This window comes from Shewanella goraebulensis (genome assembly GCF_030252245.1).
In the GTDB taxonomy this organism is placed as follows: Bacteria; Pseudomonadota; Gammaproteobacteria; order Enterobacterales; family Shewanellaceae; genus Shewanella; species Shewanella goraebulensis.
Map to the genome: position 1 here is coordinate 2302092 of NZ_CP126972.1, position 21623 is coordinate 2323714.

The following is a 21623-nucleotide window of genomic DNA, read 5'->3' on the forward strand; positions in this document are numbered from 1 at the left end:
GCACCTTGGGAAAGTTAGTCTGTTTTGAATTGACCTAGATTTTCAGTCACATTTTGACTGATGATTTGCAATGATTGCGCAGCATGAGAGTTAGTTTCGTTGGTTCTTACCGCAATTTCAGTTAACTCTGAAATTGTCGTGATATTGCGGTTGATTTCTTCAGTGACTTGAGACTGTTCTTCGGTTGCACTAGCAAGCTGAGTGTTCATGTCGCTGATGGTTGCTATAACGGCTAATATTTCCGTCATTGCTTCTTGTGACTGAATCGCTTTGCTTTGTAATTGTATTGATTGCTCTTGGGTTTCTGTATTGCTTTTAATTACTAACTCCACACCATCATGGATGTTGGTAATAATTTTATTGATTTCATTGGTAGAGGCTTGAGTACGAGTTGCTAACGCACGCACTTCGTCAGCAACGACTGCAAAACCACGGCCATACTCACCAGCACGGGCTGCTTCAATCGCTGCATTAAGTGCAAGTAAATTAGTTTGGTCAGCAATACCACCAATAGTGTCCAGAATTGAGCTAATTTCTGCAGAAGACTTGCCTAAATCGTGAGTAACATTTTCAGCATTTTTAAGTTCGGTCACCAACAGATCGGTTTCATGCACAGTTTCTTGCATAAAGGTATGAGACTGCTGTGCTTGTTGCTTAACGTTATTTGCCCCATCAGCAGCTTGATAAGTATTTTGTGCCATATCGTTGGTGGTCGCGAGCATTTGATTAACTGCTGTTGCAACACTTTGAGTTTCACTGTGAATGAGCTCAGCACTTTGATTTGACTCTTCAACAGCGACTAATAAATGCTGTGCATCGGTATCTAACTCTTTGCCTAGTGGCTTCAGCTCTGATACAACAGCTGTAATTTTGATGACAAAATCATTAAAGGCATCAGCCATTTTGGCTACTTCATCTTTACCACTATTATCTAGACGTCTAGATAAATCGCCTTCACCTTGTGCTATATCTTCCATTGCAGCAATCGCAGCATTAATAGGCGAGGTGATAGACACATTTAATAGTAAGAAAAAGCCAAAAATTGGAATAGAAATAAGCATCATGATTATTAGATAATTAATCACCACACTACCCATACTCTCTTTTACATCACCGGCACTAGCATGGGCGATAATAGTCCAGCCCCAATCTGAGAAGTACTCGGCTCCTGATAAAATGGTTTCAACCCCTGAGGTCGATGACAAGTTATGTTGATACTCAAGTTGGCTGGTGGTCATTCTACGCGCATTGCTGACCAGTTCGATTAATGGTTTTGAACCATCAGATGCTACATAGCTATCAAACGAACGTCCTTCAAGAGAGCTGACTTCTGGGAAACTAATAATGACGTTATCTTGGTTTACTACAATGTAAGATTCATTGTGACCGTAACGTAGCTCGGATATAAGGGTTAAAGATTGTTGCTTTAAACTGGCTAGATCTTGTTGGTGATTACTTTGTCTAAGTAAGGCATTTAATAAAGATGTCGCAGTGGAGACTTGCGCTTCTATTTGCACTTTCTTTTGATTGATAAGGTTATTGTATTGTTCATTGATTGAAAAACTCGCAAAACAGACTGTACCTATTGCCGCCAGAGCCAACATAATGATGAGACGTTTCAAAATAGTTAACTGTCGTAAGAAGGCGATCATAAATATCCTTAACAATGTTTTTTTACAATATATTGGGCAAATATAGACAGTTTTAGTTCTGGAAAGAACTTCTTAATACGAGAAGTGTGATCCATTGATGTCTTTTTACATAAAGATACAAATATTGCCCAATAAAGAGTCATCGAGCTAAGTTTAGAAAATCATAATTTTCAAATTGTTAATGCACTCAGTGTTACGTCAGTTTTTTATTTTTGCTAATGAGATGTTTTGGCTTTGATTTATTATTCGATAAGCCTCAGAATGAGGAAAAAGTAAAACTAGGTAAAAATTGCTATGGATTCAGTTCAAATTGTTACTACCGATGACATCTTGCTTAAGCTATGTCACTCCGTTTCCCACGTTCTTTCTAGTACCAGTGACAGTCAAGTTACCCATGCCGGTATGGTGCAAAATATTACCCGCACCTGTTTGAAGCCTGATTTAGGTTGTTTTTCCATTTTTGATGGCGGTTTCTCGGGTTTAGTGGTGATTAATTTTTCAAAAGAAGCTGCTATTGAAATCTATCGTCGCTACATGATCAATATGGGCATGCCTGAGTCTGAATTAGCTTTTTCCCATACTTCTGATGATGTTGGTAACGTGATGGGAGAATTGATGAACCAAATTTTAGGAGATTTCATCAAAACAATTTCAAAAGAGTTGCAAACATCGATCAGTCAAAGTCAACCAAAGATGTTAACCATTAATAAAGAGTTAACTATATCGATTGACACTAATTTAGATGAAGCGGTATCAAGAAGAGTGTCATTCAAAACAGCTGATAATCATATTTTTTACCTTGAATTTGCAATGGACAAAACTGAATTTATTAAACTGAAAGAGTTTGAATTAGATGAAGAATTTGATCCAGATTCACTTATCGAAGCCCATGGGAATGGCAGTAATAAGCAAGCAAAACCCGTGGCTAAAAAAGATGAACAAGTTGTTGTTACAGATGATGCCGATGATTTATTGAATGAATTGGGTTTATAAATTAAATTAAAACGGTGATTATTAGCGTTATTTTAGGTATAAACAGAGTGTGAGTACCTAAAATAACTATAAAAAGGCCTGATGCTAATATGACATCTAAAGCTACCTCAATTGATATCGCCTATCGCGCAGGTGTTTCTCAGTCAACTGTTTCTCGGGCGTTGAGAAACAGCCCCTTAGTCAATCTAGAAACTCGTCAACGAATTCAAGCCATTGCCAAAGAGCTTAATTATAAAGTTGATAAAAATGCCAGTAATCTACGCACTCAAAATAGCCACACATTAGCTTTATTAATTTGTGAAGATCCGACCAACGATGAATCATTAATTAACCCTTTCTTTTTGTCCATGCTCGGCTCAATCACACGAGCTACAGCGCAACAAGGCTATGATTTATTAGTTTCTTTCCAACAGCTTTCCAGTGACTGGCACGCTGATTACGAAGACAGTAATAAAGCTGATGGTATTATCTTGTTAGGTTACGGCGATTACGTGGATTATGAACACAAGCTGCAAAAACTTTTAGAACAAAATACCCATTTTATTATTTGGGGGGCTGAACATAATAACAAAGAAGTCTTATCTATTGGTTGTGACAATCATCAAGGTGGTGTAATTGCCACTGAGCACATTATCTCTCTGGGATTAAGTAAGATTGCTTTTTTGGGTGATGCATCTGAACACAGCCCTGAATTTCGCGACCGTTACCTTGGCCATGCAGAAGTGTTAAAAAAACAAGGTATTAAACTGAATAAAAAATGTCAGTTTGATGCGATTAGCACCGAAAGTTCAGGTTTTGATGCTGCAATGAAACTTTTAGATAGCGGTCATGGATTTGAAGCCATTTTTGCTGCAAGTGATCTTATCGCTATTGGGGCTATTCGCGCACTTAAAAAACGTGGTGTTAGAGTTCCAGAAGATATAGCAGTGGTTGGTTATGATGATATACCTGTTGCAAGCTTTGCTAACCCTTCACTAACGACAGTTAAGCAAAACACTAAGCTTGCGGGGGAAATCTTAGTAGAAAGTTTATTGAAATTAATTCGAGGCAAAGAAGTAGGACCCCAACTTATTCCAACTAATATGGTGGTTCGTCATTCTTGTGGCAGTAATGCTGACTCTGAAGATGAGTCATAAACGTGCAAATATGGCTGTGAATTTATTTGAAACAAGATAGTGATTGAATGGGATTAAGTCGCTATTACTCCAGAGCTATTACTCCAGAGTATTGGCGGCAAAATTTAAATAGCCTTTTGTTAAAGGCTTGATTTAGCGCTCAGTTATTTAAGAAAAACTTCGAACGTAAACAATTCAATATAAGAGCAATTATGGATAATGCTTCGAATCAATCTGACCACTTTACTATTTCAGTTTGCTCATTTTCCTCTAGGTATACATTCATCATTGTTGCCCTATGCAGCTTACTCTATTTGATAGCTTTTTCAGTTAACTCACAAGATCTCGAACCCCGCAGTTATACAAATATACCTATCGATATGCATTTTATGGCAGCGGGATACCTGCATTCAGAAGGTGCGCTATCTCCGTCTCCATCAGTACCATTAAAAGATGCAGAGTTGAACCTTGATGCTGCCGTTTTAGCTTATGCTCATTCATTTGCATTAGCTGGTAGCTCTGCAAAAGTTGACATGTCGATGGCTAGAATTTGCATGCAAGGTTCAGCAAATTATCAAGGCGAGATAGTTGAAGCTGATCGCTGTGGATATGGCGACCCTAATGTGAGACTTACCTGGAACTTCTATGGTGCGCCAGCTATAGAGCGAAAAGATTTTGCTAAATATCAAGAAGGCTTAGTGATGGGAGCCAGTTTACAATTAAGTATACCGCTAGGTACATATGACGAAAATAAATTGATTAATGCCGGTGCTAATCAATGGGTGTTCAGACCCGGCTTCGGCATGTCTTATACCGTTGGCGATTGGCAATACAGTGCGATGACCTCGATTCGGTTTTATAGTGATAACGACAAGTTTTATAACCAAACATTTCTTGAAAAACAGGCACAATATACCTTTCAAGGGCATATTATTTATAGTATTGCTCGAGGACAGTGGCTGTCATTAAGCGGTAACTATTTTATTGGTGGTGAAACAAGCAAGAACGGCATTGATGCAGATGATGAACAAGACAACTCACGGTTTGGGCTCACATACTCTTTAGCTTTCAATCAACACCATAGTATGAAACTTTATGCCAGTACCGGTGTTATTACCCGAATTGGTAATGATTTCGATACGCTGGGGCTTGTCTGGCAATATGCTTTTTAACTGAGTCATTATGGCCTGTGTCGCTCATTTTATCGATAACACAGCTGATTGATAACACAGTTTATTGATAATTTAGTTCATTTAAAGCAACGTTTATTGAATTGGTACTCACAAGACGTATGTTTAAATCTCTCAGCTATAAATAATAGAAACGCATTAAACAACGCAAGGAAGAAACATGGCAGGTGCAAGCTTATTAATGTTATTGGATGACATAGCTGCGATTTTAGATGATGTTGCTGCAATGAGTAAAATTGCGGCCAGAAAGACTGCAGGTGTGTTAGGTGATGACTTAGCCCTTAATGCTCAGCAAGTCTCAGGTGTTGCCTCAGAGCGAGAGTTACCCGTAGTTTGGGCCGTAGCGAAAGGCTCCTTTATGAATAAACTCATATTGGTACCTGCTGCATTACTCATCAGTGCTTTTATTCCTTGGGCGATCACTCCGCTGTTAATGTTTGGTGGTTTATTTTTATGCTTTGAAGGGTTTGAAAAAATTCATCACTCCTATGTCTACCGAAAAGACAAAAAAGACGACATTTCAGAACAAGAGATTATTGAAAAGTCTCAGCAAGATATTGACGACTTTGAAAAGAAAAAAATCAAAGGCGCTATCAGGACCGATTTTGTTCTATCAGCTGAGATTATTGCTATAAGTTTGGGCGTAGTCGCTGAAAGTAGCTTACTAAGTCAATTTCTTACCTTGAGTGTGATTGCTATTATCATGACTGTTGGGGTTTACGGATTAGTGGCCGGTATTGTTAAAATTGATGACTTGGGGCTGTACTTAACTCAACGAAAAGGTGAGGGCACATTGGTCGTAATGTGGCATAAGCTTGGCTTTTGGTTACTTGCTTCAGCGCCTTATTTGATGAAAGGGTTAACGATTGTGGGCACTATTGCCATGTTTATGGTTGGAGGCGGTATTTTAACTCATGGTATTCACGCGATCAGTGCCCAGATAACAGTGATAGCCACAATGGTGAGTGACATAAGCTATATTGGCGGTTTACTTGGCGTACTCACTCCAAGCATTTTAAATGCGGTGTTTGGCGTGATTGCAGGTGCGATAGCGCTAAGCTTGATAAATCTACTATCGAAAATACGCAGTTAACCCTCATAACACTATTTGTTTAATTGCGCAGCATCGAGTAAATCAACATGGGCAAGTAACTCTTGCCCATCAAAACAACCACTTCCTTTGATCTGTTTGGCCTTATACATAAATTCGTCAGCTTGTTTGATTAAACTGTCTCTTGTATTAGCTTGAAATGGAAAATAGCTAACTCCCATACTGATATTTATTGATAGCTCTGAATGATTAATCCTAATTGGTGTGCTAAGGGAATCTAAAATCGTTTGTGCCTTATGGGCTATTTGGTCAAAGTTATCTACTAAGCCTAAGCAGATCACAAATTCATCACCACCTAAGCGCCCAACAATATCTGATTTACGTGTACAGGCCTGTAACCGTGACGATACTTGTTGTAGCACCTCATCACCGGCGTCATGACCAATTGAATCGTTTATATTTTTAAAGTCATCAATATCTAGAAAAAACAACGCCACCTTGCTTTGTGAAATTTTAGCGTTGAGTAAAATACTATCGATTGCTTTTTCTAAAGCTCTACGATTCATAATTCCGGTTAAATGATCTTTCTCAGATAGAATTAATAACTGCTGTTTTTGCCTCTCAAGCTCACTGGTTTGTCTATCAACTTCTTGTTGTAACGCTTGTTTTGACACCATACTCGCATCAAGCTTGCTGGTCATATTATTGAAGAATGAAGCCAGCATGCGAAATTCAGTATCTAAATTCTCGGAGTTTATTTTATGGGTCAATTCACCTTTTGATAGTTCATGTATCCCAAGCTTTATTCTGCCGAAACCTATCTTGAAACGTTGATAGATTGAGAAATTAATTGCAAGTACGAACATGGCTGCAAAAATTAACCCCAGCGCTGAATAAAGCATGACAGATGTGATAGATAACTCGTTGCTGTCTAGCGTTTTCTTATTTAAATAGGCGACTTCTTCCGACATGTTTTCGATCAAAATATTATAGCGGTAACGTAATAGCTGACGGGCTTGGTTAATTTGTTGCTCAGATAGTCTATTTGATTGGATTGAAAGCCTTTGCTCTTGTGATATTAATGACGCCATGTCATCGGTTAATTTTTTAAGGTTAAAAATACGTTGAGTATAAAAACTTTGCTTTTCCAGTTTAAGCGCAAGTGTTTGATGGGATAACTTTACTTGAGTAAAGCTGGCACTGTCTTGTCTTTGAGCAAATAACCACAATTGGCTGCGAAGGTCATCAATATTTTGCTGTAAACCAGAAAAAAACCTAAGCGCATCTGTCGTTTTATGCTGAGCTGAATGAATTTGTAAAAACGAAAAACTTAACAGCAAAGTAAAAATAAAACTAACGCAAAGCAAAAGTATCAGTTTTCCATTGATGGAATTTACCATTTCGCCTCCTTGGAGGCTTTGGATTGTTCAAATGGTTGTCTATAAATAACGTCACGAAAGTTAGGCTCTTGTCCTTCAACTAGACCACCTTGTTTTGCCCAGTGAGATTGAGTTTGCAGGCTTGATAGTAGAGAATTACCGATCGATAATCTAAATATGTAATCATTCCATGACCATTTAATTTGGTTTAATGGTACGTCAAGGTGTTTAGCCACGATAAGCATTGCTGCATCTGGGTGACTGTTTATCCAGTTTATTGATTGTTCCAGTACATTGATAAGTGAGGTTACTTGCTTATTTTTAACGTTGTTATCTAGTGATAATTTAGATCTTTTAGCGATTAAGTTGAAGCTAAGTTGGTAAATACCTTGAATGCCTAAATTGGTAATTGTGCTACTGGCACTCATGTTTAGTTGATATCCATAAGGCTCCCAAATAGATATTGCATCCACTTGATTTGCAATTAAGGCATTAACCAGCTGTTTAGGTGATAGGTATACTTTATCGATATGAGACACATCACCACCTTGTGCTACCAGTAAGGTGTCGAAATAATATTCGCTAGCACTGCCTTTGACTATACCAACCTTGTTAATATTGGTTTGGGCTGGGTTTTCTACTGAGTTACTTATGTTAGTGCCAGTAATTGCTTCTTTAGAGTCTTGATTGTTATTAAGCAGCAGATCCTTGTTTAAAGTAAGCAGCTTTAAATCATTTGTGGATTGGACAAAACTGGTTAACAAGGCAATATCTTGGGTTTGGTAGCTTTTAAACATCACTACAGACTCTGACACAGTTGCATAGTCAACTTGATCAGCAATTAAAGCCTCGCTGCAGGCAACACCGCCAAAACACTCGACCAATTGTACATTGAGATTAGCTTGTTCAAACATTGCAAGATGTTTTGCAATGATAAAAGGCGCGGTAAGCGGGGTTTGAGAAACGCCAATTTTGATTTCTGCAAAATGAGGTTGGGTAGAAACTCTGGTAGATAGAGTAAATAACAATAATGTGAGTGCGACACAGCTAATCAAGGTAATGGCCAGTCTTATAGAGATAGTCGAGTATAGTATGGCGCAGCGCTTACTTTTCAAAGTCCATTCCTTAGACAAATAAATACCTATTGTTAATACTAGAATAACTAACAATTTTTGTGTGGTTATTTAAAGTTTTTTTACGATTATTTTGACTGAATTAACTAATGCGATGCAAATTAGCTCAAATCACTGCTTGGATGATGCAAAAAAGCCACTTAATAAGTGGCTTTTTTGGGCTGAAAGATTACTAAAGATCCAATGTTGATTACTTAAGTCTATCTGCAACCACAGGGTAGAAATCCCAAACAGCTTTATCTGTCATAGATCGAACTAACTTAACGTATTCGGCATGGGTCCAAGCTAATGGTGTCGCAGAGTTTGTTCCTTGTCCCATTTCGTAGTTATAGCGTGTTGGGTTACCCACACCATCCCAAGATTGCTCTGGCAACATCATTCCTTCATTGGCAAAGGTTTCCATCCCTTGGACATAGGTATTAATGAGCTGCTGATGAACTTCAGGTGTTAGCGTATCAGTTGACTTCGCTAGAGCTAATTCGTAGTGGCCACGCTCACCAGTAAAGAAAGGCCAAACGCGACCGCGTTGATCTGCAGTATTGCCTTTTTCAGCGTAACTTAACCCCGTGGTGATATCTTCACCGTAACCGTCGTTACCATAGCGACGATAACCAGGAACTGTACTGCCATCTTTCGCGGTAAATTCATACTTTACTCGCAGGTTATGCTCTAAAGACGTATCGTCTATAAGCATGACACTGTTTTGAATGACGCTATCACTGGCATCTTTAACGCCATAACGGACTAACTCTAAAAAACCACCATCCAAAATGGTACGTTGGTCTAAGCCTGGCTTACCATTATTATCAAGTAACTTGTCATTATTGTTCGGGTTACCGTTAGGACTAATACGGACATAATAAGGTTTATTATCTTTAGCCAGGTTGCCGTTATTTGTCACCATGGTCGTTTCTAAACTGGCTTCAAGTTGTTTGGCGATAGCTAAGTACTCAACGCCTTGGTCATCTTTTGCAAGTTTGGCTAAATCACTGGCTGCTACAAGACCTGCTATCACTGCAGCAGTCGTAGAAGGGGAGAAACCGGCTTGCTCTTCCCAGCGCTCTTGTTGAGTATTAGGTGGAGTAATTTCAGTCTCGTTCCAGTCGAGTTTTACTTTACCGCCAGTCACTAAAAAGTCTGCTGCAGGTTTCAGCATTTCTTGATACCACTGGGTAATTTCAGCGTCAGTTAAAACACCAGCTTGCCATAATTTCCAACCTAGCATGATTGGCATTGCAGTTTGATCGAGTTGCACCCCAACCCATTCTATTTCACCATCAACATGAGTTTTTTGTAAGAACCAACCGGGTGTACCTACATATTCAGGTGTTTGTTGACTGACTTGTACCTTTTTCAAATACTCAAAGGCAACTTTAGGTGTTTCGGTATCGCCCATAGCCAGAAATGCCATAGCGCATTGATAGAAATCACGCGGCCATACAGCTTTATAGCCAGTGCTACCCACTTTAGCTGAAACTGAATCGCCCCAAGGGTTTGATAGAGATGCAATCAATGCACCTGCGTGGGTTTTGTCTTCTTGGGCTTTTAATACCAGTGCGCTGGTATAAAGTAGTTGTCCATTATCGGTGGTATTAGCGCTCATGGCGTTTATAGCAGGTAAAGAGGCTAGGTAATCTTTCCATCCGACATGTTTTTCGTCGCCTAAATATGCACTTAATACTTTATCGTAGCCCGCAGCAAGCGTCGCTTCAGTATTCGCCATACTACTTTGCTTATCAGCGCCGAAACCAATCGCCACATTCATCTCAAGTGTGTTGCTACCTTGTGCTTTATTGAGTGTTGGGTATTGCGCGGTAAGTGCAACGTTACCTGCAGAGTTGTTATCACTGTTAGAAGTAGTTAGATAAAGATTATCCAGTTTGCCATTGTCTTTTAAGTCAACTAATCCACCAGATGTGCCAACAAAACCTGCACTAGCTTGAGTGAAGGCTACATCTGATTTGATGGTCATCACTGATGAATCAGCGTTGCTGGTATGGGCAATAAGTGCTTGGCCTTCTACTGACGCAATATCATTGGCTCCGCTATTATCAATATGAGGGTTAGCATATAGATGCGGAGTAATACCATCAGCAAAAGCCGTGAACAGCACTTTCATCATCATGCTGTCACGATTAGGATCGGTGAAAAAATGTTTCTCAATTTGATATTGACCATTTTTTGCTTTGTTGGTGACTTTATAGGCTAAAGATAGTGGGCGACCTTGTTCATCTTGGTGTAAATATTCAATGGTGCTGATGGTGTCTTCTTTTTCTGTATCGACGAAGTCTTCGCCAGTGATGACAAACTGCATTTCTTTCAGCTGGGCATTGTGGATCATGCCGTACATGGTTTCAGTTAACACTCCTTGGGCAAGCGAAAACCATACTTTACTAACAGGGTTTTCAGCGCTGCTTTGGTATTGACCATCAACATAAGGCTCATAAGAGGTTCCAATGCCTGTTTTGCCCGAAAAAGCCCATGTTGGATCGATACCTGGAGCACCTGGTGCTACGTTAACAGGTGCATTGGTTACAGTTGATTTGGCAACTGCTGGAGACGTTTGTTTTTGAACACTTTCTTTAGTAATTGAATTAGTATCTGAACAAGCAGATAGGGTTAAAATTGATGCACTAATGATGACGGTATTAACTGCTTGTGCGATGGCCGATCTTTTAAGAATGGCTTTATTATTTAACAAGGTTTTCATTACTGACGTTCCCCAAATTGAATTCTTTTTTATAAATTTTTTGTTTTTTGATGAGGCAAATCCCTCATCAATATAATTTTTGTAAAATGATGATTGGTCCTATTATGATTAGTCCTTAGACATCATGAGTGGGTTGCTCAACAAATAGCACTGCGATACCTGCAATAATCATAAATACACCACCTGTAATAAGTGCAAAAATCGGTTCACCGTCAAACAAGGTTTTTAAAATCACACCTAATACACTCGCCGCAAGTAGTTGAGGAATGACGATAAAGAAGTTAAAAATACCCATGAATACGCCCATTTTCTTTGGCGGTAAAATTCCCGATAACATGGCGTAAGGAACTGAAAGAATTGATGCCCAAGCGATACCAACACCAATCATAGGTATCCATAATAAGGCTGGGTCTGTGATGAAGAAGAAGCTGATTAAACCTAAGCCACCTAACGAAAGGTTAATGGTATGAGCAAAGCGAATACCAACAGCTTTAGCAAGAAAGGGAATGGCAATAGCAGCTAATGCAGCAAAGCCATTGTATGAAGCGAATAACATCCCAACCCAGTCAGCGCCGTCATTGTAGGCTTTAGTTAATACATCTGACGTGCCGTAATGATATGAAGTGACCGCTGAAGTGGTGTAAATCCACATTGCGAACAAGGCAAACCATGAAAAGAATTGCACGATAGCAAGTTGATGCATTGCTTTTGGCATATGAAATAAATCATCTACTACATTAAATACCATGCCTAAAGATTCACGTTCTGAACTTTGATTGGACTTAACGGTTTTGAGTGCCATTGAGCAATACCATTGCAGTGGACCAAAAGCGAAAATACCAATTGTTAAAATATACAGTTGTTTATCTAAATCAAAACCAAAAACAAGCCCTGTGGTGATAGCACCGAGTGCCATCCATAACATAGCGGCGAACTGGTATTGACTCGCAGTGCGTGAACGTTGCTCGTCGGAAGACTCTTTGCCACTTTCAGCTTCATCTTGAGCCTGAAAAGCGCTGATTTCTTCTGGCGAATATTCTTTTGATGTAATGATTGTCCAACCAACAGCGAGAAATAATACTGCTCCTCCAAAGTAAAAGGCATATCGCACTGAGTCTGCTATTTGTCCTTCTGGTGCGGTATTAGCGACATCAAAATAATTGGTTAATATATAAGGTAGGGCTGATGCGACTACTGCGCCAACACCAATGAAGAAACTTTGCATTGCATAGCCTTGAGTACGTTGACTCTTAGGCAGGTTATCGCCCACAAAAGCGCGAAATGGCTCCATGGCAATGTTGATTGATGCGTCCATGATCCATAGCATGCCAGCTGCAACCCAAAGTACTGGAGAGTGAGGCATGATGAACAAGGCGAGGGTAGTACAGATTGCACCAATTAAAAAGTAAGGGCGGCGACGACCAAGACCATTCCAAGTGTTATCACTTAGGTAACCAATAATGGGTTGAACAATTAGCCCAGTTAGAGGCGCAGCAATCCACAGGATTGGAATTTCATCTATTTCGGCACCTAAGGTTTGAAAAATACGACTGACGTTAGCATTTTGAAGCGCGAAACCAAATTGGATCCCCAAAAATCCAAAGCACATATTGAAAATTTGCCAAAAGTTTAATTCTGGTTGTTGACGACGCTGTACCGGAGCTGAAGCCTGAGGCTGGTTATTATTCTCGGCAGACATGTATCTTCCTTTATGTTCCATTTTAAATGGTCGTTCAGCATCATGGCTGAATTCTTATTGTTACTGTTTTTTACAGAACTATCGTACTCGTTATTCTTGTTAGTTAACTTTGCTAGGTTCCCATTTCGACTTGGTTAAATCTAAAGTTAAAAAAATGGCGAATACTCATCTCCCTTAGACGGGTATTCGCCAAAGACCTCGTATTCTTAACTTCGGTTGATAATGAAGGTAAGAAAGGTACTCAAAACCTGATGCAACCCGATGAAGGTGATGCGTCAGTAACGACCTAGCCCATTCCATCCCCACAAGCAGAGGAAGAAATTTAGCAGGTTTTATATTAGCCTTGAGGCGGAATTTGGCACAACTAATTACATACGTATTCATCATTTCTGCACAACTAAATATGATCAAACTTGTAACAGTGCTGTGGTTGGAGTTTCGAATTTTCAAGGATCGCATTAGTTTTTATTATTTTTAGCTAAGTTAGGGCCTGTTGATCTTTCAAGGTTGTTTTGCAGCGAATTGTTAGCCATTTATACAAGGCAGAGACTTTGTGGTGTAGTTATTCTATATAAAAAGTCTATAACTCAGTAAAAATGGCCAACAAACGCTGCCCAAAGGGTTCGACAAAAGTGTTTTACTCTTTGTTGGATGAATCTTTTTAAATTAAGAGTTGCTTAGATGACTATGCATCAATCCATCCGCCTCAGTTAAAACGCTTTTATGTTGAACGAAATTTAACCAGTAATGAACAACAGGCCCTAATGTAAATGAAGAAAAACCTGAAGGCAATGAAGACATTGCACATCAGGCTTTTGGGGGGAGAACTAAGTTTTAAAATCTAGTATTTGATATTAGATTGCTTTAAAGCGGATAGCTGTGCCTCCACTTGTCGCCAGTGATAATGTCAGTTTATCTTTAGCAGTTACGGTCTTAGTTTCAATGACATAGTCATAAGGATTGGTCTCCCAGTTAGCTTTGTCACCGTCACGATATATTTGTGCTTGGTATTGTTTATCAGGAGATAAGAAATCCAATTTAATATCAAGCTTACGAGCATTTTCATCAGTCAATGCACCTAAATACCAATCTTCTGAAGCACGGTCTTTACGGGCAAAAGCAACAAAGTCTCCGATTTCACCAGCAACGGCGATACTCTCGCTCCAATCAGTTGGTACATCTTGAATAAACTGGAATGCATCTAATCGCTCGACATAGTTTCTCGGTAAATCAGCAGCCATTTGAATTGGGCTATACAGCACAACATATAATGCTAATTGTTTAGTGAGGGTGGTTTGCACACGATTAACCGCATCTAACCCTTTAGGTGCAAGGTCAAAAATACCCGGAGTGAAATCCATTGGGCCTGACAACATCCGTGTATAAGGTAAAATAGCCGTATGTTCTGGATTATTTGGCGGTGTGCCCCAAGCGTTGAACTCTTGTCCTCGGGCGCCTTCACGGGCTATCCAGTTTGGATATGTGCGGCGCAGACCGGTATCTTTAACGGGTTCGTGAGTATTAATGCTGATGCCCCGTTTAGCGGCTTCAGTCACACTGTAGAGGTATTCATTGACCATGAATTGTCCGTCGTGCCATTCATGTCGGGTAATACCGTTTTCATCAACACGCTTGATGTCACCACCATCTGCGACATAGCCCGTTTTTATTTGGGTTACCCCATGCTTTTTATATAAATCGTATGCATCACTCATTTGATTACGGTAGTTCGATACTGAGCCAGACGTTTCATGATGGCCTATCAATCGAACATTTTGTTTTGCACTGTATTCACTAACAGCATCAATATCGAAATCATCATAAGGCTGAGTAAAGCTGAACACATCGCCGTTATGAAACCAACTGCCATCCCAACCAATATTCCAGCCTTCAACAAGGACACCGTCAAAACCGTATGTGGCAGCAAAATCCATATAGCGTTTAGTTTCGCTTGTAGTAGCACCATGTTTATCACCCGAGCCCCACGTATTTTCATTTAAATGCATTCCCCACCAAATACCGACGTATTTACCAGGCTCAACCCAGGACACATCACCGAGTTTGTTAGGTTCATTTAAGTTAAGAATTAAATCTGAATTTAGTAACCCTGTAGCTTGTTCTGAAATTTGAATCGTACGCCAAGGAGTTGAAACCCCGGGTTTAGTTTTGACAAGAGTCCCATCAGACCACGGGGTTAAATCCGCTTTTAATGTACCGTCTCTGCGTTGATCAAGCACCATAGCAGCATAGTCGGTCAATGCTGCTTCATGAATACTTAGATGAGTGCCGGATTTTAGTTTATAGGTAAAAGGGGTATGAGCTCGGTCAACTTTATTTAAGCTTGTCGTGTTATATAAGTATTCATATCGGTTCCAGCCTCGTCCGGGGATCCACCAAGCGGTGGCATTGTGCGCGTCTGGGACTGAAAATTCGGTTAATTCATTGGTGATATTCAGTGATGCGGTGTCTGCCAGAGCAGTTTGTTTAGGTACGGTATAACGAAAACCAATCCCATCATCGAAGGCTTTAAACTCAATAGTAAAGCGGTAAGTACCATCAGAAAACGAAGAGGTGAGTTTGTTGTGGTTATCTTCAATCCATTCACGTTCACCCCAAGGTTGTTGCCAGCGACTTGATGAAGATGTTTTGGATGAATCTATGATATTAAAACCATTTCCAAATTCACCTTGTTGCTCAAATACCAAGCCCAAACGTGATGAAGAAACGACATTATTACCGTTGAAATTGACAGAGTATTCCGGTTGCCCATTCTTATCTGAAAGTATGACCTGAATTTTATTATCGGGTGAGTTGATTGAGACTGTTTTTGCGTAAACATTAGACATCGAGCTGGTCAATACAATGACGAACAAGAAAAGGAGAGGGCTAAGATTAAGCCTTCGCTGTTGAAGCGCACTACCAAATAATTGAAAACATCTATTGGTTAAGTTGGTAAGCGAAATGAGCATGTTGATTCCATATAATGTTTAGATTGTCCTGCACACATCATAGTGGTTAATTTTAGCGCCGCAATTTATTGCATACGTATTCAAAATGTCGCTAAACCAATTATTGATTTTTATATAAGTAATTGCGAGTTGTAACAATAATGCCGACATAAAAAGGTCAAATTTAACATTGGTTTAGTTCATGTTTTGCAACTGTTTTTGTTGTTGTATCACCTGGTTGGTGTTATGAGGTTTGATGCGCACACCCTTTACTGATACATCTGTTGGGTTGGTGTTGGGTTATTGTTTGTTTATGGGTGTATTTTTAAGTTGATTGTATAAAAACAAAGACTTTTACATTGTCAACTTTGTTAAAAAAAATTGTGATTGCTATCTTTTTTTTAACGAAACTCTGAGTTGTTAGCGCTTTTTATTAACTTTATTTACTTGCATGATAATGCGGTTGTTATGCTTTTTTTGAAAAAAATAAAAAGGAAAAACCATGACAATGAACAGACGTAGTTTTATAAAGGGCAGTAGTGCATTCGCATTTTCAGCCAGTATTATGGGGTGTTCTAGCAGTGATGATGATGACATTATTGAAGAACCTCCGGTAGTTGAGCCACCAATCGAAGTGCCACCTGAAGAAAGTATTCCAGATGGCGTTTATCATACAACGTGTCCACGTAACTGCGGTGATAGATGTAGCCTTATGGTTACAACTAAAGATGGCATCGCAGTGTCAATTACTGGTGACTCTACTCACCCTGTAACCGCAGGAACGCCCTGTGTGAAAGGTCACTCTTATTTACAATCTGTGTACAGTCCTGACAGAATTCAACAACCGATGAAGCGAGTTGGTGCTCGAGGTCCAGGTGCAACTTTTGAACCGATTACCTGGGAGCAAGCAAACAGTGAAATTGCAGCAAAGTTAAACGAAATCATCAATTCACATGGTGGTAATGCAATCGTTCCTTATTCATATTCTGGTTATAGTGGTATTAGTGCCGGTACTGGCGCAAACCGTTTCTTTAACCGCATTGGTGGTCGTAACCTACAACGTAATATTTGTGCGAGTGCTGGTTATTCAGGCATGAGTTCAATTTTGGGTGAATTTAATGGCCCAAGCCCTGAAGATTATGCCAATACAAAATGTTTTGTTTCTTGGGGTACCAACGAGCAAGCGACTAATATTCATCACCTTAAATTTATCAATGAAGCACGTGATAACGGTGCAAAAGTGCTTGTTGTTAACCCTGCACGAACTCCTCTGGCTTCTCAAGCTGATGTTTGGCTTCAACCAACACCAGGTACTGATGCAACATTAGTAGTCGGTATCAGTAAAATACTGATTGAAGAAAACTTACATGACACAGCATTCATCAGTGCAAACACCCAAGATTATGATGCTTTAGTGGCACGTCTTGCTGAGTTTACTCATGAAGAAATTGAATCAGAAACGGGTGTGTCTAAAAGCGAATACCAAGAATTTGCAAGAGCTTATGCAGAAGCTGAATGTGCGATGATCCGTATTGGTTACGGCTTACAGCGCTCATTAAATGGCGGCCGTATGGTTAAGGCTATTCCAACAATAGCTGCTTTGACAGGTAATATTGGTAAAGTTGGTGCTGGCGTTGTTTACTTGAATGTTATGTCTGGCGGGTTATTTGATTGGGGCTACAGTGGCGCAAGTCATTTAACGCCAGAAGGTGCTGAGCGTGGCACTGTCAGTATCAATGAAATCGGTAAGTTCCTATTGCCAGAAGATTATCAGCATGAAAATGGTTTAGTCGGTCCTATTTCTTATGGTGAGCCATCAGATCCAATCAAAGCGATGATTGTTTACTCTAGTAACCCAATGGCCATTGCACCTAATACTGATTTAATTGAAAAAGGGTTAATGCGCGATGACTTATTCTTAGTCGGTATTGATTTGTTCCAAACCGATACGATGGACTACGTTGATTACTTGCTGCCTACATCAAGTTACATGGAGCAATCGAATTTAATTGATAGTTACCAATGTTACTACGCTAAGCACAGTGCAAAAGCGATTATGCCTTTATATGATTCAAAGCCAGATACCGTTATCTTTAACGAACTAGCGAAAGCAATGGGCTTTGATGATGCTGAGTTTGATGAGTCAATTGATGACATCTTGCGTAATACTTGGAAAGGTAATATTAGTTACGATGAACTTTTAGTTCAAAAGTGGGACAGTCCTATTGTTGATTACCCATACCGTAAAGATTTAATCTTCCCAACAACAAGTGGCAAGATTGAATTTAAAGATACCAGTAATAAGTATTTTGATTCTGAGAAATTTAACCCTGTTATCGATACAGGCACACCAGAAAGCAATGAGTATGATGACAAGGGGATGACTGATGCTGAAAAAGCACGTGAATTCAGATTGTTATCACCTGCGCATGCGAAGTTAAGTAACTCGCAGTGGGCAAATGTAAAATACATTACAGGCACATTCCCACAACACACTATTTATGTCCATCCAACAGATGCAGCTGCTAAAGGCATTAGTGACGGTGACGAAGTGATTGTGACAGCAAGTCGTTATGGCAATGCAAATGCTCAAATTCAATACGTTGCGAGGGTTGAAAAAATGACGCCTAAAGGCACTGTATTTATTTGGAAAAACGGTTGGAAAAAACTTAATGAAAACGGAAGTAACACATCGGTTAACCAGCTAACAAACTGTGACTTAACCGATATGAACTACGGTTCAACTTTCCATGCAACCCGTGTTGATATCGCACTGGCGTAATTATAATCATTAAGGAATTTTCTAATGACTGAACAAAAAGTTTTTGTATTTCGCCAAGAAAACTGTGTTGGCTGTGAAGCATGTACTGTTTCATGCCAAGCTGGAAAGGATGCGAATGAATTTGTAACACTAAGGGATGTATCTCAAGGCGAGAAAACAAACATCTCTGGTAAAGAGGTTGCTGTATTTTTATCGCAATCTTGTCATCACTGTGAAGACCCTGTATGTGTCGCTAAATGTCCACAAGGCGCTATGATTAAACGTGAAGATGGCATTGTCTTTATCGATGACTCTTTGTGTGTTGGTTGTGGTATGTGTCGTTTGGTGTGTCCTTATGATGCGCCTAAACTTGACGCAAAACGTGGCATTTTGTCTAAATGTGATATGTGTAAAGACAGATTAGATGAAGGTCAAAAACCTTTCTGTGTTCAAGGTTGTCCTGTACAAGTGTTAGATGTCATGGATAAATCAGAAGCATTGAGTTTACCTGGTGCAAGTTTAAGTGGTGATGGCCATGAAGATTTAGGCACAGGGCCAACAACAGTGTTTATTAAGCTAAGAAGTTAATACTGATGTATGACAAGAATGCCAGCATAATAGCTGGCATTTTTATGTTGTTTAAATAACACTTTCTTATTATTAATTTATTTTTTATGACATTGTGTGATAATAAGGTTGAGGGAAGGGTAATATCTATTTTATTTTGAATCTTACATTTGCGCGTTGATTAACATTTCTAATATGTTTGTCCCAGTTTTTACCAACTTTAATAACTGAACTTGCATGTTCTAATAAATATTGGTTGTGTGATAAATCAATATTTTCAGCAAAACCTCTGGCGAGTGAAATAATAGAGTAATCTGTTTTGGTGATAGTTTGCTGGTTAATGCTTTTGTTTATAACAATGCTAAAACCAGAGAAAAAAGCAGACAATAATTCAGCCTCAGTGAGGCATTCTGGTAAGTCATGAATGCGCCTAAAGTCAGATGTCACAAGGCTAGATAGCTTTCTGCTAATAACATCAATAGACTTAGCAGGGTTTGAAGACTCAAGCCAAACTGCTTCATCTTTTAAGCTTTTTTCAATTGCGCTAGCTAACTCAGCGGCGCGCCATCTTTCTTTAAAACTCGTCACTAACATTAATGTGCTTACCAGGTGTAATAGCAATTAATTAATAATACGTCTTATTTAATATTGGGTTAATGATCTAAGTCACTGTCTTATATAAATAGTGGAAGTTGTTTTGTTTAATTGTCCTGTGTATCACAGACATTAATATTAACCTGAAATACTATTGAGGTAATTAAAGAATAAGGAAATAACATGAATAATGCTGATAACGTTAAATCTATGGCGTTAATGTTTAATCTTTTAGCTGAAATATTTTATCGAAATCCCGATGAAGATTTTAAAAAAATGATATCTGAACTAGATACCTCATTATTTGATGCAAATGGCACTAAAACGCAAGAACCAATTTTACATCTGCTAAATGACATAAAAGGCTGTGCCAATGAGCTGCCATTAGTTGAATTGAATCATGATTTTAATATGTTATTTGTTCGGCCAAAAGGTAAGCTCGCTTATCCTTGGGGCTCGGTTTATCTTAACAAGCAAAATCGTCTGTTCGATTTAACAACCTTAGCGTTCATGGAGTTCTGTAAAAAATACCAATTGAATTTTAAGTTAAGCCAACAAGAGCCGGTCGATCATTTTAGTTTAATGCTGGTAGCATTGATCCATTGTATGGAACTTGATGAGGCAGAAGAAAATACCAGTATTAATGAATTCAATGGATCCCTTTGCGAACATCCTGAGGCTTTTCGGGCTAAAATTATGCTGAAGGAACATTTGTTACCATGGAGTGGTCGCTTTTTATCTTTAGTTGTTGAAAATAGTCAGTCAGGATTTTACGGTGCAGCGGCGCAGTTAAGCCAATTATTGCTTGAACAACTAGAGTGTGATTACCAATTATCTATAGAACCTGTTGAGCTATATAAATAGATAACTAAGCTGAATGCGTATTACGGTAAAATCCTGATTTTAAAGAGTTTAAATGTGATTAATTCACTCATTAAAAGCCAGTTAGTTTTTTGATAAACTAATTGGCTTTTTTGTATCTGACTATTTTGTATATGGCTATTTTGTAAGCCGTAGCGGTTTCGTTGTGGGCACCTGGGACAGAAACCTCGGTTTATTCATTGGTGTTGCTAAGTACTGCAGTTTTCCCAGAGCGTATAGTTAGATAGAGAATAACGCAAACCAATCCCATTATCGCAGGCTGAAAACTCAATAGTTGAGCGTTAAAAATTTACTGAGCTATCAGGTTTACTGTTGTCACCAGTCAGTTTAAATTTAACGCTTTTGTCTGGCGAATTAACTGAAGCGGTTTTAGCAATAGCTGTTAAATGTACTCTCACTGGTGCTAAACCAATATAGCGGTAAATTGGCAAGTTTACACTGGCATTTGAGATTGGTAGATGTAGACATTTGGGACGTCAGTTTTAATAATTTATTCCGTATTATCGTGATTGTTCCTTAAAGTGATATTCGGGGGGAAATCATCTTACTGCAATTTTATTTTATACGTATTCAGCATTCATCTTATGAGATGCAAATTTCTCAATTTGAAATTTGGTCGTTATTTCTACATCTTTTGGTAATCGAATTGATTCTTATCTGCAATAATATTTTATTTCAAAAAAATAGATGTATCAATGTGGAGGTGGTCATAACGACTTTGTGTAAGTTATTTGGGTGTATTAATGTTCATTTAAGTTTGTATTCACACCGCCTTTACTCTTTTTTGTTGATTGAAATAAACCCTCAACGTCTTAGTCTGATATCTAAAATTTACGTTTGCAAAACTAGCAAATGTGATGAAAGGTTATAAATTTTTAAATTATTGAACCAGTTATATTTTTTATCCTTTTTTTATTATTTCAAAAAGCAATGTTGTTATTGTTTTATG

Annotated in this window: 14 protein-coding genes; 7 read left to right on the top strand and 7 right to left on the bottom strand. The window is 38.9% G+C overall.

Annotated elements, in window-relative coordinates; translation table 11 throughout:
- Positions 1–14 precede the first annotated feature (14 nt).
- Positions 15–1652, bottom strand: coding sequence for a methyl-accepting chemotaxis protein (locus QPX86_RS09675; protein WP_285165042.1), 1638 nt, complete (start codon positions 1650–1652; stop codon positions 15–17).
- Positions 1653–1946: 294 nt separating this feature from the next.
- Between QPX86_RS09675 and QPX86_RS09680 the strand changes: the two genes are divergently transcribed.
- The 4 genes from QPX86_RS09680 (at position 1947) to QPX86_RS09695 (ending at position 6043) form a co-directional block, all read left to right on the top strand.
- On the top strand, positions 1947–2645 hold the full coding sequence (locus QPX86_RS09680) for a DUF3334 family protein (protein WP_220755569.1): 699 nt from the start codon (positions 1947–1949) through the stop codon (positions 2643–2645).
- Between the two features lie 89 nt (positions 2646–2734).
- Positions 2735–3781 carry a LacI family DNA-binding transcriptional regulator gene (locus QPX86_RS09685; RefSeq protein ID WP_220755499.1) on the top strand — a complete coding sequence of 349 codons (1047 nt, stop codon included), beginning with the start codon at positions 2735–2737 and terminating at the stop codon, positions 3779–3781.
- Positions 3782–3972: 191 nt separating this feature from the next.
- Positions 3973–4932 (top strand): transporter, encoded by a 960-nt coding sequence (locus QPX86_RS09690; RefSeq protein WP_285165043.1) that lies wholly within the window; start codon positions 3973–3975, stop codon positions 4930–4932.
- A 178-nt stretch (positions 4933–5110) separates the two neighbouring features.
- Positions 5111–6043 carry a DUF808 domain-containing protein gene (locus QPX86_RS09695; RefSeq protein WP_285165044.1) on the top strand — a complete coding sequence of 311 codons (933 nt, stop codon included), beginning with the start codon at positions 5111–5113 and terminating at the stop codon, positions 6041–6043.
- Positions 6044–6054: 11 nt separating this feature from the next.
- Here the strand turns inward: QPX86_RS09695 and QPX86_RS09700 are convergent, their stop codons facing one another.
- The 5 genes from QPX86_RS09700 to QPX86_RS09720 all read right to left on the bottom strand — a co-directional run bounded on the left by QPX86_RS09700 (position 6055) and on the right by QPX86_RS09720 (position 15768).
- Positions 6055–7401, bottom strand: coding sequence for a diguanylate cyclase domain-containing protein (locus tag QPX86_RS09700; protein WP_285165045.1), 1347 nt, complete (start codon positions 7399–7401; stop codon positions 6055–6057).
- A complete protein-coding gene (locus QPX86_RS09705; protein WP_285165046.1) occupies positions 7395–8495 on the bottom strand; it encodes an ABC transporter substrate-binding protein in 1101 nt (366 codons plus the stop codon). Before QPX86_RS09705 ends, QPX86_RS09700 begins: the two co-directional genes overlap by 7 nt.
- Positions 8496–8703: 208 nt before the next feature.
- The gene (locus QPX86_RS09710) at positions 8704–11223 is read right to left on the bottom strand and encodes a glycoside hydrolase family 15 protein (protein WP_285165047.1); all 2520 of its coding nucleotides are present in this window, start codon (positions 11221–11223) and stop codon (positions 8704–8706) included.
- Between the two features lie 115 nt (positions 11224–11338).
- A complete protein-coding gene (locus QPX86_RS09715) occupies positions 11339–12922 on the bottom strand; it encodes an MFS transporter (protein ID WP_285165049.1) in 1584 nt (527 codons plus the stop codon).
- Between the two features lie 854 nt (positions 12923–13776).
- Positions 13777–15768 (bottom strand): glycoside hydrolase family 97 protein, encoded by a 1992-nt coding sequence (locus tag QPX86_RS09720; RefSeq protein ID WP_285165050.1) that lies wholly within the window; start codon positions 15766–15768, stop codon positions 13777–13779.
- A gap of 604 nt (positions 15769–16372) precedes the next feature.
- On the opposite strand from QPX86_RS09720, the gene QPX86_RS09725 reads away from it, so the two are divergent.
- Positions 16373–18652: a molybdopterin-containing oxidoreductase family protein gene (locus QPX86_RS09725; RefSeq protein WP_285165051.1), complete on the top strand. Its 2280-nt coding sequence runs from the start codon at positions 16373–16375 to the stop codon at positions 18650–18652.
- Positions 18653–18676: 24 nt separating this feature from the next.
- Positions 18677–19219 carry a 4Fe-4S dicluster domain-containing protein gene (locus tag QPX86_RS09730; RefSeq protein WP_285165053.1) on the top strand — a complete coding sequence of 181 codons (543 nt, stop codon included), beginning with the start codon at positions 18677–18679 and terminating at the stop codon, positions 19217–19219.
- Positions 19220–19345: 126 nt separating this feature from the next.
- Here the strand turns inward: QPX86_RS09730 and QPX86_RS09735 are convergent, their stop codons facing one another.
- Positions 19346–19792 (bottom strand): hypothetical protein, encoded by a 447-nt coding sequence (locus tag QPX86_RS09735; protein ID WP_285165054.1) that lies wholly within the window; start codon positions 19790–19792, stop codon positions 19346–19348.
- A gap of 183 nt (positions 19793–19975) precedes the next feature.
- Between QPX86_RS09735 and QPX86_RS09740 the strand changes: the two genes are divergently transcribed.
- Complete coding sequence (locus QPX86_RS09740) at positions 19976–20656, top strand: TorD/DmsD family molecular chaperone (protein WP_285165055.1); 681 nt, start codon at positions 19976–19978, stop codon at positions 20654–20656.
- Positions 20657–21623 lie beyond the last annotated feature (967 nt).

Excerpts from the sequence above, each read along its gene's own strand:
- QPX86_RS09725 (WP_285165051.1), top strand. The coding sequence starts at position 16,373 with ATGACAATGAACAGACGTAGTTTTATAAAGGGCAGTAGTGCATTCGCA.
- QPX86_RS09680 (WP_220755569.1), top strand. The coding sequence starts at position 1,947 with ATGGATTCAGTTCAAATTGTTACTACCGATGACATCTTGCTTAAGCTA.
- QPX86_RS09675 (WP_285165042.1), bottom strand. The coding sequence starts at position 1,652 with ATGATCGCCTTCTTACGACAGTTAACTATTTTGAAACGTCTCATCATT.
- QPX86_RS09695 (WP_285165044.1), top strand. The coding sequence starts at position 5,111 with ATGGCAGGTGCAAGCTTATTAATGTTATTGGATGACATAGCTGCGATT.
- QPX86_RS09700 (WP_285165045.1), bottom strand. The coding sequence starts at position 7,401 with ATGGTAAATTCCATCAATGGAAAACTGATACTTTTGCTTTGCGTTAGT.
- QPX86_RS09715 (WP_285165049.1), bottom strand. The coding sequence starts at position 12,922 with ATGTCTGCCGAGAATAATAACCAGCCTCAGGCTTCAGCTCCGGTACAG.
- QPX86_RS09710 (WP_285165047.1), bottom strand. The coding sequence starts at position 11,223 with ATGAAAACCTTGTTAAATAATAAAGCCATTCTTAAAAGATCGGCCATC.
- QPX86_RS09690 (WP_285165043.1), top strand. The coding sequence starts at position 3,973 with ATGGATAATGCTTCGAATCAATCTGACCACTTTACTATTTCAGTTTGC.
- QPX86_RS09735 (WP_285165054.1), bottom strand. The coding sequence starts at position 19,792 with ATGTTAGTGACGAGTTTTAAAGAAAGATGGCGCGCCGCTGAGTTAGCT.
- QPX86_RS09740 (WP_285165055.1), top strand. The coding sequence starts at position 19,976 with ATGAATAATGCTGATAACGTTAAATCTATGGCGTTAATGTTTAATCTT.
- QPX86_RS09685 (WP_220755499.1), top strand. The coding sequence starts at position 2,735 with ATGACATCTAAAGCTACCTCAATTGATATCGCCTATCGCGCAGGTGTT.
- QPX86_RS09730 (WP_285165053.1), top strand. The coding sequence starts at position 18,677 with ATGACTGAACAAAAAGTTTTTGTATTTCGCCAAGAAAACTGTGTTGGC.
- QPX86_RS09720 (WP_285165050.1), bottom strand. The coding sequence starts at position 15,768 with ATGTCTAATGTTTACGCAAAAACAGTCTCAATCAACTCACCCGATAAT.